At 64.7% G+C, this 12,412-nt stretch carries 14 protein-coding genes; 10 read left to right on the top strand and 4 right to left on the bottom strand.

What is annotated here, in order from left to right; all coding sequences use genetic code 11:
- Positions 1–66 precede the first annotated feature (66 nt).
- From lptC to ptsN, 6 genes are all read left to right on the top strand, one after another.
- Positions 67–735 (top strand): LPS export ABC transporter periplasmic protein LptC, encoded by a 669-nt coding sequence (gene lptC, locus MOE34_RS00070; protein WP_242219698.1) that lies wholly within the window; start codon positions 67–69, stop codon positions 733–735.
- A 7-nt stretch (positions 736–742) separates the two neighbouring features.
- Entirely contained in the window at positions 743–1,306 is a 564-nt protein-coding gene (locus tag MOE34_RS00065) for an LptA/OstA family protein (protein WP_242219696.1), read from the top strand.
- A gap of 35 nt (positions 1,307–1,341) precedes the next feature.
- A complete protein-coding gene (gene lptB, locus MOE34_RS00060; protein WP_242224179.1) occupies positions 1,342–2,127 on the top strand; it encodes an LPS export ABC transporter ATP-binding protein in 786 nt (261 codons plus the stop codon).
- Positions 2,128–2,256: 129 nt separating this feature from the next.
- Positions 2,257–3,801 carry an RNA polymerase factor sigma-54 gene (gene rpoN, locus MOE34_RS00055; RefSeq protein ID WP_242219694.1) on the top strand — a complete coding sequence of 515 codons (1,545 nt, stop codon included), beginning with the start codon at positions 2,257–2,259 and terminating at the stop codon, positions 3,799–3,801.
- A 251-nt stretch (positions 3,802–4,052) separates the two neighbouring features.
- On the top strand, positions 4,053–4,628 hold the full coding sequence (hpf, locus tag MOE34_RS00050; protein WP_242219692.1) for a ribosome hibernation-promoting factor, HPF/YfiA family: 576 nt from the start codon (positions 4,053–4,055) through the stop codon (positions 4,626–4,628).
- A gap of 73 nt (positions 4,629–4,701) precedes the next feature.
- Positions 4,702–5,166, top strand: a complete 465-nt coding sequence (gene ptsN / locus MOE34_RS00045) for a PTS IIA-like nitrogen regulatory protein PtsN (RefSeq protein ID WP_242219691.1) — start codon at positions 4,702–4,704, stop codon at positions 5,164–5,166.
- A gap of 143 nt (positions 5,167–5,309) precedes the next feature.
- On the opposite strand, the gene grpE is transcribed toward ptsN, so the two are convergent.
- Together grpE and hrcA are read right to left on the bottom strand one after the other, a co-directional pair.
- The gene (gene grpE / locus MOE34_RS00040; protein ID WP_242219689.1) at positions 5,310–5,927 is read right to left on the bottom strand and encodes a nucleotide exchange factor GrpE; all 618 of its coding nucleotides are present in this window, start codon (positions 5,925–5,927) and stop codon (positions 5,310–5,312) included.
- Positions 5,928–6,017: 90 nt separating this feature from the next.
- Positions 6,018–7,097, bottom strand: a complete 1,080-nt coding sequence (hrcA, locus tag MOE34_RS00035; RefSeq protein ID WP_242219686.1) for a heat-inducible transcriptional repressor HrcA — start codon at positions 7,095–7,097, stop codon at positions 6,018–6,020.
- Positions 7,098–7,248: 151 nt separating this feature from the next.
- On the opposite strand from hrcA, the gene rph reads away from it, so the two are divergent.
- Genes rph through hemW form a run of 4 tightly spaced genes read left to right on the top strand, consistent with a single transcriptional unit; the run spans position 7,249 to position 10,251 of the window.
- A complete protein-coding gene (gene rph / locus MOE34_RS00030; RefSeq protein WP_242219684.1) occupies positions 7,249–7,965 on the top strand; it encodes a ribonuclease PH in 717 nt (238 codons plus the stop codon).
- Positions 7,966–7,981: 16 nt separating this feature from the next.
- Entirely contained in the window at positions 7,982–8,398 is a 417-nt protein-coding gene (locus MOE34_RS00025; protein ID WP_242219682.1) for a VOC family protein, read from the top strand.
- A gap of 8 nt (positions 8,399–8,406) precedes the next feature.
- Complete coding sequence (gene rdgB, locus MOE34_RS00020; RefSeq protein WP_242219680.1) at positions 8,407–9,051, top strand: RdgB/HAM1 family non-canonical purine NTP pyrophosphatase; 645 nt, start codon at positions 8,407–8,409, stop codon at positions 9,049–9,051.
- Positions 9,052–9,057: 6 nt separating this feature from the next.
- Positions 9,058–10,251, top strand: a complete 1,194-nt coding sequence (gene hemW, locus MOE34_RS00015) for a radical SAM family heme chaperone HemW (RefSeq protein WP_242219678.1) — start codon at positions 9,058–9,060, stop codon at positions 10,249–10,251.
- A gap of 18 nt (positions 10,252–10,269) precedes the next feature.
- Here hemW and MOE34_RS00010 read toward each other — a convergent pair whose 3' ends face one another.
- Positions 10,270–10,770, bottom strand: coding sequence for a GNAT family N-acetyltransferase (locus tag MOE34_RS00010; RefSeq protein ID WP_242219676.1), 501 nt, complete (start codon positions 10,768–10,770; stop codon positions 10,270–10,272).
- Between the two features lie 82 nt (positions 10,771–10,852).
- On the bottom strand, positions 10,853–12,304 hold the full coding sequence (dnaA, locus tag MOE34_RS00005) for a chromosomal replication initiator protein DnaA (RefSeq protein WP_242219674.1): 1,452 nt from the start codon (positions 12,302–12,304) through the stop codon (positions 10,853–10,855).
- Positions 12,305–12,412 lie beyond the last annotated feature (108 nt).

Below are 12,412 nucleotides of genomic sequence, written 5' to 3'. Positions count from 1 at the left end.
TATGAGGCCCGTTATGGTTGCGGCCCTTTGACGGCGAGGACCGGAGCGGACATTCAAGCAGGCAGGATGCTGGACAACGTGGCAGAAGCACCGACGGGTGCGCAGGGCATGGGCGGAACCGCCGAGGCTTACCGCCTCGCCACGCGGCATTCCCGGCGCGTGCGCCTGCTGAAGATCGCCCTGCCGGTCGCCGCCCTCCTCATCGGCGCGGTCTTCGCGGTCGTTTCGATCGTGCGTACCTACATTCCCTCCAATCTCCAGGTCGAAAGCGCGACCATCGAGGACGGCAAGCTCGTCATGCGCTACCCGGCCATCGCCGGGCGCAACGACGACGGCATCAGCTATTCGATGAAGGCGGAGCGGGCGCTGCAGGACATGAAGCAGCCTGACGTCATCACACTCGAGAACATCACGGCGAAGATGCCGGTCAACGAGAACACGACCGCCGAGGTTCTGGCCGAAACGGGCGTCTACGACCGCGGCAAGAACCTGCTCGACATGACCGCGCCCTTCACCATCAATCTCAACAACGGCCTGACCGCCGCCTTCCGTTCCGCCAATCTCGACGTCAACGGCGGAACCATGTCGACGACGGAGCCGGTTTCAATCCGCGCGCCCTCCGCATCCATTGTTGCGCAGTCGCTGCGAATGACGGATAAAGGCCGGGTTGTAACCTTCGAAGGCAAGGTCGTCGTCGATGTCGATCCTGCCGCCATCCGCAACCGGGAAAAGTAAGAGCCCCATGTTCGCCAGTTTCTCCGCCCCCCGTCGGGCCGCCAGCCTTTTCGCTCTTGCCGCCGGCCTCGTGCTTGCCGCCGGCTCCGCCGGCGCCCAGCAGACGTCGAGCAACATGAAGGGCATGAAGCTGTCGAACGACCAGCCGATCCAGATCCAGAGCGACAAGCTCGAGATCCGCGACCAGGAGAGCAAGGCAGAGTTCACGGGCAATGTGAAGGTCGTACAGGGCACCACGACGCTGCAAGCCGGCCGCATGGTCGTGCATTACAAGTCGGGCGGCGGCGGCTCGATCTCCGGCGGCGACGCGGACATCGAGACGATCGACGTCTTCGACAAGGTCTACCTCAAGTCGCAGAGCCAGGAAGCGACGGCCGACACCGGCACCTTCAACATGGTCAACGAGACGCTGCTACTCAAGGGCGATAAGGTCGTGCTGTCGGAGGGCGAGAACGTCTTCGTCGGCTGCCAGCTCACCGTGGCCATGAAGACCGGCGAAGCCAAGCTCGACGCCTGCGGCGGGCGTGTCATGATCCAGCTCGACCCGAAATCCCGCAAGCAAACGAACTGATATAGCGCCACGTGTCTTCCTCCCTGCTCACCCGATTGACGCGCCGCCCGAAGAAGGCCGCGCAGGAGCCTCAGCGCAACAGTGACCTGTCGCGCTACGAAGGCACGCTGATTGCGCGCGGGCTGACGAAGACCTATCGCGACCGGCGCGTCGTCAACGGTGTGTCGCTGGTCGTGCGGCGCGGCGAGGCCGTGGGCCTGCTCGGTCCGAACGGCGCCGGCAAGACGACCTGTTTCTACATGATTACCGGTCTCGTGCCCGTCGACGAAGGCTCGATCGAGATCAACGGCCACGACGTCACCACCATGCCGATGTATCGCCGCGCGCGCCTTGGCGTCGGCTACCTGCCGCAGGAAGCCTCGATCTTCCGCGGACTGACGGTGGAGGAGAACATCCGCGCCGTGCTGGAAGTGCACGACAAGGACAAGGCGCGGCGCGAAGCCAAGCTCGACAGCCTGCTGGCCGAATTCTCCATCGCACATCTGCGCAAGTCGCCGGCCGTCGCCCTTTCGGGCGGCGAGCGCCGCCGTCTCGAAATCGCCCGCGCGCTCGCCACCGACCCGACCTTCATGCTGCTTGACGAGCCCTTCGCGGGCGTCGATCCCATCTCGGTCGCCGACATCCAGGCGCTGGTGCGCCACCTCACCTCGCGCGGCATCGGCGTCCTGATCACCGACCATAACGTGCGCGAGACACTCGGCCTCATCGACCGCGCCTATATCATCCATGCCGGCGAAGTGCTGACCCATGGCCGGGCGAACGACATCGTCAACAATGCCGACGTGCGCCGGCTCTACCTCGGCGACAATTTCAGCCTCTAGGCGATCTTCACCACGTTCCCGGCCGCGGCTTGACCAAACCCCGTAAAAACGCAATTTTCGGGCCAGTTGGATTCCGCCGCCCCGGCCACGATGGCCAGAGGCCGCTTTCCGGGAGAACAGAGCGTCCGCATGGCCCTCGCCGCCAGCCTTTTCCTGCGCCAGAACCAGTCGCTGGTCATGACCCCGCAGCTCATGCAGTCGATCCAGCTGCTGCAGATGACGCATGTCGAGCTGACGCAGTTCATCGAGCAGGAAGTCGAGAAGAACCCGCTGCTCGAGATCGCCGCCGGCGAGGACGGCCGCGGCGTGGATGATCCCTTTACCGGCGACGACGCTCCCCATGCCGAAAACGCCGGCAGCGAGGACGGCTTCCAGCCGGACCTCTACGACAATGCAACGACGGGCAGCGCCGGCAGCGCGCCGGAAACGCTCGACGGCGGGCTGGACAATGTCTTTCCCGACGACACAGGCCCGCGCGCGGCGGATGCGCCGGAGCTTCTCGGCCAGTGGAAATCCATGCCCGGCGGCGAGGACGGCGAGGGCTACGACCTCGACGACTTCGTGGCGAGCCGCAAGACGCTGCGCGACGTGCTGAACGAGCAGATCCCCTTCGTGCTCACGGACGCCATTGACCGGCTGATTGCCCAGCATCTCGTCGACCAGCTCGACGAGGCCGGCTACTTCCAGGGCAGCGTCGCCGAGACGGCGGAAAAGCTCGGCAAGCCCGCCGCCGATATCGGGCGCGTGCTTTCCCGCCTGCAGGAGCTGGACCCGCCCGGCGTCTTCGCCCGCACGCTCAGTGAGTGCCTCTCCATCCAGCTTCGGGCGCTCGACCGGCTGGACCCGGCCATGGCCGTTCTGGTCGACAATCTCGAACTGCTCGCCCGGCGCGATTTCGCGACGCTGAAGAAGCTGTGCGGCGTGGGCGAGGAAGACCTGCTCGACATGCTGGCCGAAATCCGCAAGCTCGACCCCAAACCCGGCACGCGCTACGAGACCAGCGCCTCGGAGGCCGTTGTGCCCGACATCATCGTGCGCGCCGCGCCCGACGGCTCCTGGCAGGTCGAGCTCAACCCCGACACCCTGCCCCGCGTCCTCGTCAACCGCGACTACTATGCCGCCGTCTCCAGCCGCACGAGCCGCGACAGCGCCGACTACGGTTTCCTCAACGAATGCTTGCAGACGGCCAACTGGCTGACGCGCAGCCTCGACCAGCGCGCCCGCACCATCATGAAGGTGGCGAGCGAGATCGTGCGCCAACAGGACGGCTTCCTGATGCACGGCGTCGATCACCTGCGCCCGCTGAATCTCAAGACCATCGCCGAGGCGATCGGCATGCACGAATCGACGGTGAGCCGCGTCACCTCGAACAAGTACATGTTGACGCCGCGCGGCCTGTTCGAGCTGAAGTATTTCTTCACAGTCTCCATCGGCTCGGCGGAAGGCGGCGATTCTCATTCGGCCGAGAGCGTGCGCCACCGGATTCGCACCATGATCGCGCGGGAGACGCCCGACGCGGTGCTTTCCGACGACGATATCGTTGATGCACTGCACAAGGGCGGCGTGGAACTTGCCCGCCGGACGGTGGCCAAGTACCGCGAGGCGATGAACATCCCCTCCTCCGTGCAGCGCAGGCGCGAAAAGCGGGCGCTCGCCAAGGCGTCCGGCGGCTGAAACAAAGCCGGGATAAGCGCCGCTTCAGGCTGCCGGAAGTTAACGATAGCTGAATCCGCCGATTGACTTGCCCGGCTGGAAGGGCTAATGCGCGCCCCACTTTCGAAGGAAAGGCATACCGGACTTCCAAAACATATCCCCGCTTTTCTTGAGCGTGCGATGCAGCAAACAGCGCGTGCGTGAAAAGCTTGGAACGCAGATGAGGTTGGAATAGACTGGTGCGCGCAAATCATGAAAGAGAGGTAACCTCCATGAGTGTGCGTGTGTCCGGTAAACATATGGAAATCGGCGACAGCTTCCGCCAGCGGATTGAAGAGCAGGTCGGAGAAGCCGTAACCAAATATTTCGACGGAGGGTATTCGAGCCAGGTCACCGTGGAAAAAGCGGGATCGCGGTACAGTGCGGACTGCAAGCTTCACCTGGATACGGGGACGGCCTTGCAGGCCAATGGCGAGGCAAACGATCCGCTGGCGGCCTTCCAGGCAGCCTCGGAGCGGATCGAAAAGCGCCTTCGCCGGTACAAGCGCAAACTCAAGGCACACCACAATGGCAACGGTCACGACGCCTTTGCGGAAGTGGCCTACACGGTGATGGATTCTGTCCCCGACGAAGACGAAGAGCTTCCCGAGGACTACGCGCCGACCATCGTCGCGGAAAGCACGAAGAAACTCAGGACCATGTCCGTCGCAGGCGCCGTGATGGCGCTCGACATGACGGACGAGCCGGTTCTTCTCTTCCGCAGCGCCGGGTCGGAGCAGCTCAATATCGTCTACCGACGCAACGACGGAAATATTGGCTGGATCGATGCAGCCAATATCAAAGGCTGAGTGACGGGAGCGTGGCGCCGGGACGGGCGCCACGCTTCTTCAAACCCTTCACCCAGCGCACGAGGACAAGAGCATGGCATTGGCAGGTCTACTGCAGCAGAGTGCGATTATTCCGGCGATGAAGGCCAATTCCAAGAAGCAGCTGCTTCAGGAGCTGGCGGCAAAAGCGGCCAAGATCACCGGGCTTCCCGAACGCGAGATCTTCGACGTCATCCTTCAGCGAGAGCGACTTGGTTCGACCGGTGTCGGCAATGGCATCGCCATTCCGCACGGCAAGCTGAAGGAGCTTTCGCAGATCACCGGCCTCTTCGCGAGGCTCGAAACGCCCGTCGACTTCGAGGCGCTGGACGACCAGCCGGTCGATCTCGTCTTCCTGCTCCTGGCGCCGGAAGGCGCCGGCGCGGATCATCTGAAAGCCCTTTCGCGGATCGCCCGCGTGCTGCGCGATCCCGCAATGGTCGCAAAGCTGCGCGCTTCCGACAGCGAGAGCGCCATCTACGCCTGCCTCAGCGAGGAACAGGCGTCCAACGCGGCGTAAGGCCGCAAGATACCGATTGCTTGCGAAACCGCCGCGGACCAGCGTCCTGCGGCGGTTTCGTTTTTCAGGCTCAGCAAAAACCGCGCAAGAAAAACGCCCGCACCATTGCTGATGCGGGCGTTCGGATTGTCGAAAAGAGCCTATCAGGCCTGTGCGGCGTTCGCCTCGCCCGCAGGGGCCTTGGGGCCGCCCTTGGAAACACCGACCATGGCGGGACGCAGCACGCGCTCGCCGATGACGTAGCCGGCCTGCACGACCTGCACGACCGTGTTGCTGGCGATCTCGGGGTTCGGCACTTCGAACATGGCCTGGTGGAAGTTCGGGTCGAACTTCTCACCCATCGGGTCGAGCTTGCGCACGCCATGGCGCTCGAGCGCGGCGAGCATGGAACGCTCGGTCATCTCGACGCCTTCCGCCAGCGCAGTGAGGCCGGCATCGCCGCCTTCACGGGCATCGGCCGGAATGGCGTCCAGCGCGCGGCGCAGGTTGTCGGACACGGCCAGCATGTCGCGGGCGAAACCGGCGACGGAATAGGACTTGGCATCCTTCACGTCGCGCTCGGTGCGGCGGCGCAGGTTGTCCATCTCGGCGGCAAGGCGCAGGTACTTGTCGCGAAGGTCGGCGTTTTCCGCACGCAGCACGTCGATCGGATCGGCTTCGGCCGGGGTTTCTGCCTCGACGGCGGCATCGGCCGCTGCTTGCGCGGCGAAGTTGATGTCCACCACGTCGTCAGGTCCGTGTTTCTTGGTTTCGTCGGTCATGACGTACTCCGAATTGCATTTTCTGGGTTTGGGCCCGATATCGAGCTTTGAGCCTGAAAAATCAAGGGCTGAAGGCCGGATTGGCTATTCTCAGCGCGAAAGCCGCGACATGAGCTGGGCCGTATAGTCCACCATGGGCACGATACGGGAATAGTTGAGCCGCGTCGGGCCGATGACACCGACCGCGCCGACGATCTTGTCGTCACCATCCCGGTATGGCGCGACGATGAGCGAGGAGCCGGAGAGGGAGAAGAGCTTGTTCTCCGAGCCGATGAAGATACGCACGCCCGGCCCTGTCTCAGCGAGGTTCAGCAGCTCGATCAGGCTGTCCTTGCGCTCGAGGTCGTCGAAGAGCATGCGCAGGCGGTCGATATCGTCGGCGCCGGCAAGGCCTTCCAGAAGGTTCGCCCGGCCGCGTACGATAAGGCGCGTCGGCTTTGCCTCCTCGAAGCCACCCGACCAGACGGCAAGGCCGCGTTCGACGAGGTCCTGCGACAGCTTGTCGAGCTCGCTGCTGATCTCGCCGCGCAGGCGCTCCAGCTGTGAGCGGGCCTCCAGCAGCGTGTTGCCCGACAGATGCGCGTTGAGGAAATTGGCCGCCTCGGTGAGCTGCGAGCTGGTGACGCCCGCCGGCAGCTCGATGATGCGGTTCTCCACCTGGTCGTGATCGCCGACCAGCACGACAAGCGCCTTGGTCGGCTCCAGCCGGATGAACTCGACATGCTTGAGCACGGCGTCGTTCTTGGTGGTGATGACGAGACCCGCACCCCGCGACATGCCTGACAGCGCCTGGCTCGCCTCGTTCATCATGGTCTCGACGGCGGTGTGCTTCTGGCCGTGCGGGCGGACATGGCGCTCGATGGAGGCGCGGTCCTCGGCGGAAATGTTGCCGACCTGCATGAAGGCGTCGACGAAGAAGCGCAAGCCCAGCTGCGTCGGCAGGCGGCCCGCGCTGATATGCGGCGAATAGATGAGGCCGAGTTCTTCCAGATCGCTCATCACATTGCGCACGGAGGCGGGCGAGAGCGACATGGGCAGGATGCGCGACAGGTTGCGCGAGCCGAGCGGCTCGCCGCTCTCGAGATACGTTTCGACGATGCGGCGGAAGATTTCGCCCGAACGCTCGTCGAGCGCCGCCTGAATGTCAGGTCCCGGAGATCTCAAAACCATCTTTGAACTGCAACCCTGTTGTCCGCCCGGAATATAGTGATTTCGCCGGCCGGCGCAAAACGGATTTTCCTTGACCTTCGGCCTCCGGCATTCCCTCGCCCGGCGAAGTGGTCTAAAGCAGCCTCACACATATCTCAGACAGGAGTTCGCAATGCGGCCGTCCGGCAGAAAAACCGATCAGATGCGCAAGGTTTCCTTCGAGCGCAACGTTTCCAAGCATGCCGAAGGCTCCTGTCTCGTCAAGTTCGGCGATACGCACGTGCTCGTCACCGCAAGCCTTGAGGACAAGACGCCGCCGTGGCTGCGCAACAGCGGCAAGGGCTGGGTGACGGCCGAATACGGCATGCTGCCGCGCGCCACCGGCGACCGCATGAAGCGTGAAGCCGCCGCCGGCAAGCAGGGCGGCCGCACGCAGGAAATCCAGCGTCTCATCGGCCGGTCGCTGCGCGCCATCGTCGACCTCGAAGCCCTCGGCGAGCGCCAGATCACCGTCGACTGCGACGTCATCCAGGCGGACGGCGGCACGCGCACGGCCTCCATCACCGGCGCATGGATCGCCCTCCACGACTGCCTGAAGTGGATGGAAGCGCGCAACATGATCAAGGTCGAGAAGGTGCTGAAGGACCACGTCGCCGCGATCTCCTGCGGCATCTTCGCCGCACAGTCGGTGATCGACCTCGATTATCTGGAAGACTCCGCCGCCGAGACCGATGCCAACTTCGTCATGACCGGCTCGGGCGGCATCGTCGAAATCCAGGGCACCGCGGAAGGCAAGCCGTTCACGGAGGAGGAATTCTCCAGCCTGATGGCGCTTGCCCGGGGCGGCATTGCCGACCTCGTCGCCCTGCAGAAGCAGGCTATCGCCTGAGAAAAGGCGCAAGACCATGACCGCCGCGATCGAAGGCATTCTCGAAACCGCGCTTTACGCGGATGACCTCGACGCGGCGGAGGCCTTCTATGGCGGCATTCTCGGCCTCGAGAAGATCACGCGGCACGGCAACCGCCACGTCTTCTTTCGCTGCGGCCCAGGCGTTTTCCTGATCTTCAATGCGAAGGAGACCGCCGTGCCCCCGCCGCCGCAGGCCTTTCCCGTGCCGGTGCATGGCACCAGCGGCCCCGGCCACGCCTGTTTCCGCATTCCCGGCCCCGCGCTTGATTTCTGGGTGAAAAAGCTGGAAGAAGCCGGCATCGCCATCGAAGCGGATTTTCGCTGGCCGAACGGCGCCCGCTCGATCTATTTTCGCGACCCCGCCGGCAACAGTCTCGAATGTGCAGAGCCCGGTCTCTGGAACATCGCTTAGGAACCCTTATGCGCAAGCTCGATACCAAGACGATCGTCGTCGCCAGCCACAATGCCGGAAAGATCCGCGAGATCGAGGACCTGATCGGCCCCTTCGGCTTTTCCGCCAAGTCCGCCGCGGAACTGAAATTCGAGGAACCGGACGAGACCGGCACGACCTTCGAGGAGAACGCGACGATCAAGGCCCTCGCCTCGGCAAAGGCCTCGGGCCTGCCGGCCCTTTCGGACGATTCCGGCCTCGTGATCGACGCGCTGGGCGGCGCGCCGGGCGTCTACACCGCCAACTGGGCGGAGAAGGAAGACGGCACGCGCGATTTCACCATGGCCATGGAGAAGGTCGAAAAGGCGCTGGCCGAAAAGGGCGCTACGGACGCCAGGGACCGCACCGCGCGCTTCGTCTCCGTGCTGTGCCTTGCCTGGCCGGACGGCCATACGGAACTCTTCCGCGGCGAGGTGGAAGGCCATGTGGTCTGGCCGCCGCGCGGCGACAAGGGTTTCGGCTACGATCCCGTCTTCCAGCCGGAAGGGTACGAGACGACCTTCGGCGAGATGAGCGCGGAAGAAAAGCACGGCTGGAAGCCGGGTGACGCGACAGCGCTCTCGCACCGCGCCCGCGCCTTCAAGATCTTCGTCGAAACCTGCCTGAAAGCCTGAAACGTCATGACGGCGGTGCCCTTCGATATCCGGCCGAGCATGGGAACGGGCCTTTCCGATCCCGGCTTCGGCATCTATGTGCACTGGCCGTTCTGTGCCGCCAAATGCCCCTATTGCGACTTCAACAGCCATGTGCGCCACCAGCCGGTCGACCAGCCGCGCTTCGTGCAGGCCTTCCTGAAGGAAATGGCGACGATGCGCCGGCTGACGGGCTCGCGCACCGTCACCAGCATCTTCATGGGCGGCGGCACGCCCTCGCTGATGGCGCCGGAGACGGTGGACGCGATCCTCAACGGCATCGCCCGCCACTGGCATGTGCCCGATGGTATCGAGATCACCATGGAGGCGAACCCCTCCAGCGTGGAGGCCGAACGTTTCCGCGGCTACCGCGCCGCCGGCGTCAACCGCGTCTCGCTCGGCGTGCAGGCGCTGAACGACCGGGACCTGAAATTCCTCGGGCGGCTGCATGATGTCGCCGATGCGCTGAAGGCCATACGGCTTGCCCGCGACATCTTCCCGCGCATGTCCTTCGACCTCATCTATGCCCGCCCGAACCAGACGGTGGAGGAATGGGACCGGGAGCTGAAGGAAGCCGTCTCCTACGCGGTCGACCACCTCTCGCTCTACCAGCTCACCATCGAAGAGGGCACGCCCTTCTACGGTCTCGCCAAGGCCGGCAAGCTGGTGGTGCCGGATGGAGAGCAATCCGCCGTGCTCTACGAGGCGACGCAGGAGATCACCGAGCGCGAGGGCATGCCGGCCTACGAGGTTTCCAACCATGCCCGCCCCGGCTCGGAAAGCCGCCACAACCTCACCTACTGGCGCTATGGCGATTATGTCGGCATCGGTCCCGGCGCCCATGGCCGGCTGACGACGGGCGGCGCGAAGATCGCGACCGCGACGGAGCGCAAGCCCGAGGGCTGGCTGTCGCTCGTCGAGGCCGAGGGCCACGGCATGGTCGACCAGGAAGTGCTGGAATACGAGGCACAGGCCGACGAACTCCTGCTAATGGGCCTGCGGCTGAAGGAAGGCGTGGACCTTGCCCGCTGGCAGGCCTTTTCCGGCCGCGACCTGGACCCGGACCGCGAACAGTTCCTCATCGACCACGGCTTCATCGAGCGGCTCGGCAATTCGCGCCTGCGCTGCACCCCGGCCGGGATGCTGATCCTCGACGCCGTCGTCGCCGATCTTGCCTGCTAGAGCGCTTCGCGCATCGGCTCAGTCCGGGAAGTCCTCGACCTGCTCCTTGAAGATCGTGAAGCCTGCCCGGGCATAGGTCGCCTGCGCCTTGGCATGGTCGTTCGTATCCGTGTGCAGCCAGAGCCGCCGCGTCGTCTCGCTCCAGACGGCCCGCAGGGCGGTGTCCAGCAGGAAAGGCCCGAGCCGCCGGCCATAGGCGGCCGGGATGAGACCGAAATGGGTGAGTTCGATATCTGGTGTATCGACGGCATCGAATTCGCAGAAGCCGACCGCCTTCCCCACCTCGCGCAGCACGTAGATCCTTGTCGACGAGGCGGACAGGAAGGCCGCAAGCGCCTTCTGCGGCAGGCGCAGGCGGGAATCCCAGTCGAGCGGCGTGCCGACCTCTCGGTAGAGCGCGACATAGTCCGCCACGGACAGCCTCTCAGGCTGGATGGACAGGCCGGCGGAGGGTGCGGGCAGCGCCGGATGGTTCACCGGCGGATCGCACAGTTCCATATAGGTGACGAGCAGTCTCATGCCGGTGGCTCCGCGTCCCTCGAACGGCAAAACGCCGCGCCATCTCGCAGACGGCGCGGCGTTTGTTGGAAAGGCCGGCGGCCTATTCGTTGATCAGGCGCTTCAGAAGCTCGATCTCGTGGCTGAGCTTGGTATCGCCCGAGATCAGTTCCTCGATCTTGCGCACGGCATGCAGCACGGTCGTATGGTCGCGTCCGCCGAAGCGGCGGCCGATCTCCGGGAAGGAGCGCGGCGTCAGCGTCTTCGACAGATACATGGCGATCTGGCGCGGCTTGACGATGACGCGCGTGCGGCGGTTCGAGACCAGTTCCTGGCGCGAGACGTTGTAATGCTTGGCGACGACGCGCTGGATGTCCTCGATGCGCACGCGGCGCGGCTCGCCGGCGGCGACCAGATGGCCGAGCAGTTCATCGACGCGCTCGATCGTCAGGTTCGGCTCGAAGGAGCGGCGGAAGAGCAGCTGGTTAAAGGCGCCTTCCAGCTCGCGGCCGCTGGCCGTGATATTGCGGGCGACATGGCTCAGAATTTCCGGCGAGATGTCGAGCGAGGCGTCTTCCTGCTGCGCGGCGGCAAGGCGGCGCTTGAGGATTTCAAGGCGCATCTCGTAGTCGGGCGCTTCCATCTCGATGGCGACGCCACCCTGAAGACGGGAGCGAACGCGCGGATCGAGCGATTCCAGTTCCCACGGTGCGCGGTCGGCGGCGACGACGACCTGCTTGGCGGAATCGAGCAGCATGTTGAGCAGGTGGCAGAACTCGTTCTGGATCGAGTTGCCCTGCAGGAATTGCATGTCGTCGATAATCAGAAGATCGATGTTGCGCAGCGTCTCCTTGAGGGAGAGCGCATCGTTGTCGCGGATCGCGGTTGCGAAGCGCCACATGAAATATTCGGCCGTCAGGTAAACGACGCGCGGGTTGCGGGCGCTGGAGAGCGCGCCGAGCGCGATGGCCTGCAGAAGATGCGTCTTGCCGAGACCGACGCTGGAATGAATGAAGAGCGGATTGAAGCGCACGGCGCCGGCACCGGCTTCCGCAATGGTGCGGGCGGCGGCAAGGGCGACGCGGTTCGAGGTGCCTTCGACGAAGGCGTCGAACGTGTAGCGCTGGTCGAGCGGCGAGCCGAAGAGGGGGCCGGACTGCGGCGCGCGCGGCTGGGCCGTGGCGGTGACCGACGCGGCGACATTGGCGACCGGCTGCGGGCCGCCGGCCGGGCGGCGCTGCTGCGCCTGCGGGGCGGGCTGCTCGGTCACAGTCGTTTCTTCGGCCATGCCGGCGCGGACGCCGCGGGTCGCGGTGCGCACCAGGATTTCCACCTTGAGGATCTCGGGATCCTCCTGCTGGAAGAGACTGGTGATGAGGTCGAGGTAACGGTTGTTGATCCAGGACTTCAGGAAGGTCGTGGGCACCGAAAGGCGCACGAGGCTCTTGGAAACCGAATGGATCTTGAGGCGACCGAACCAGCTCGCGAAGACGTCCGGACCGACCTGCGCCTTCAGCCGCGCACTGACCCGTTCGAAAAGCGCGTCATGTTTCATATCGGATGGAACTCCCGCCGCCTCTTGCACCCCTTCTTGCGGGAGTGTCTGTCGTGCATTTTCCCCGTTCGCGAATGCACCAGCCGCTCTGGCCGTATTCATCTGCAT

The organism is Shinella zoogloeoides, from assembly GCF_022682305.1.
GTDB classification, from domain to species: Bacteria; Pseudomonadota; Alphaproteobacteria; order Rhizobiales; family Rhizobiaceae; genus Shinella; species Shinella zoogloeoides_B.
This window is presented reverse-complemented; position numbering and strand designations above follow the sequence as displayed.

Coding starts and splice junctions, on each gene's coding strand:
- lptC (WP_242219698.1), top strand. CDS start 67: ATGCTGGACAACGTGGCAGAAGCACCGACGGGTGCGCAGGGCATGGGC.
- MOE34_RS00065 (WP_242219696.1), top strand. CDS start 743: ATGTTCGCCAGTTTCTCCGCCCCCCGTCGGGCCGCCAGCCTTTTCGCT.
- rpoN (WP_242219694.1), top strand. CDS start 2,257: ATGGCCCTCGCCGCCAGCCTTTTCCTGCGCCAGAACCAGTCGCTGGTC.
- hpf (WP_242219692.1), top strand. CDS start 4,053: ATGAGTGTGCGTGTGTCCGGTAAACATATGGAAATCGGCGACAGCTTC.
- ptsN (WP_242219691.1), top strand. CDS start 4,702: ATGGCATTGGCAGGTCTACTGCAGCAGAGTGCGATTATTCCGGCGATG.
- grpE (WP_242219689.1), bottom strand. CDS start 5,927: ATGACCGACGAAACCAAGAAACACGGACCTGACGACGTGGTGGACATC.
- hrcA (WP_242219686.1), bottom strand. CDS start 7,097: ATGGTTTTGAGATCTCCGGGACCTGACATTCAGGCGGCGCTCGACGAG.
- rph (WP_242219684.1), top strand. CDS start 7,249: ATGCGGCCGTCCGGCAGAAAAACCGATCAGATGCGCAAGGTTTCCTTC.
- MOE34_RS00025 (WP_242219682.1), top strand. CDS start 7,982: ATGACCGCCGCGATCGAAGGCATTCTCGAAACCGCGCTTTACGCGGAT.
- rdgB (WP_242219680.1), top strand. CDS start 8,407: ATGCGCAAGCTCGATACCAAGACGATCGTCGTCGCCAGCCACAATGCC.
- hemW (WP_242219678.1), top strand. CDS start 9,058: ATGACGGCGGTGCCCTTCGATATCCGGCCGAGCATGGGAACGGGCCTT.
- MOE34_RS00010 (WP_242219676.1), bottom strand. CDS start 10,770: ATGAGACTGCTCGTCACCTATATGGAACTGTGCGATCCGCCGGTGAAC.
- dnaA (WP_242219674.1), bottom strand. CDS start 12,304: ATGAAACATGACGCGCTTTTCGAACGGGTCAGTGCGCGGCTGAAGGCG.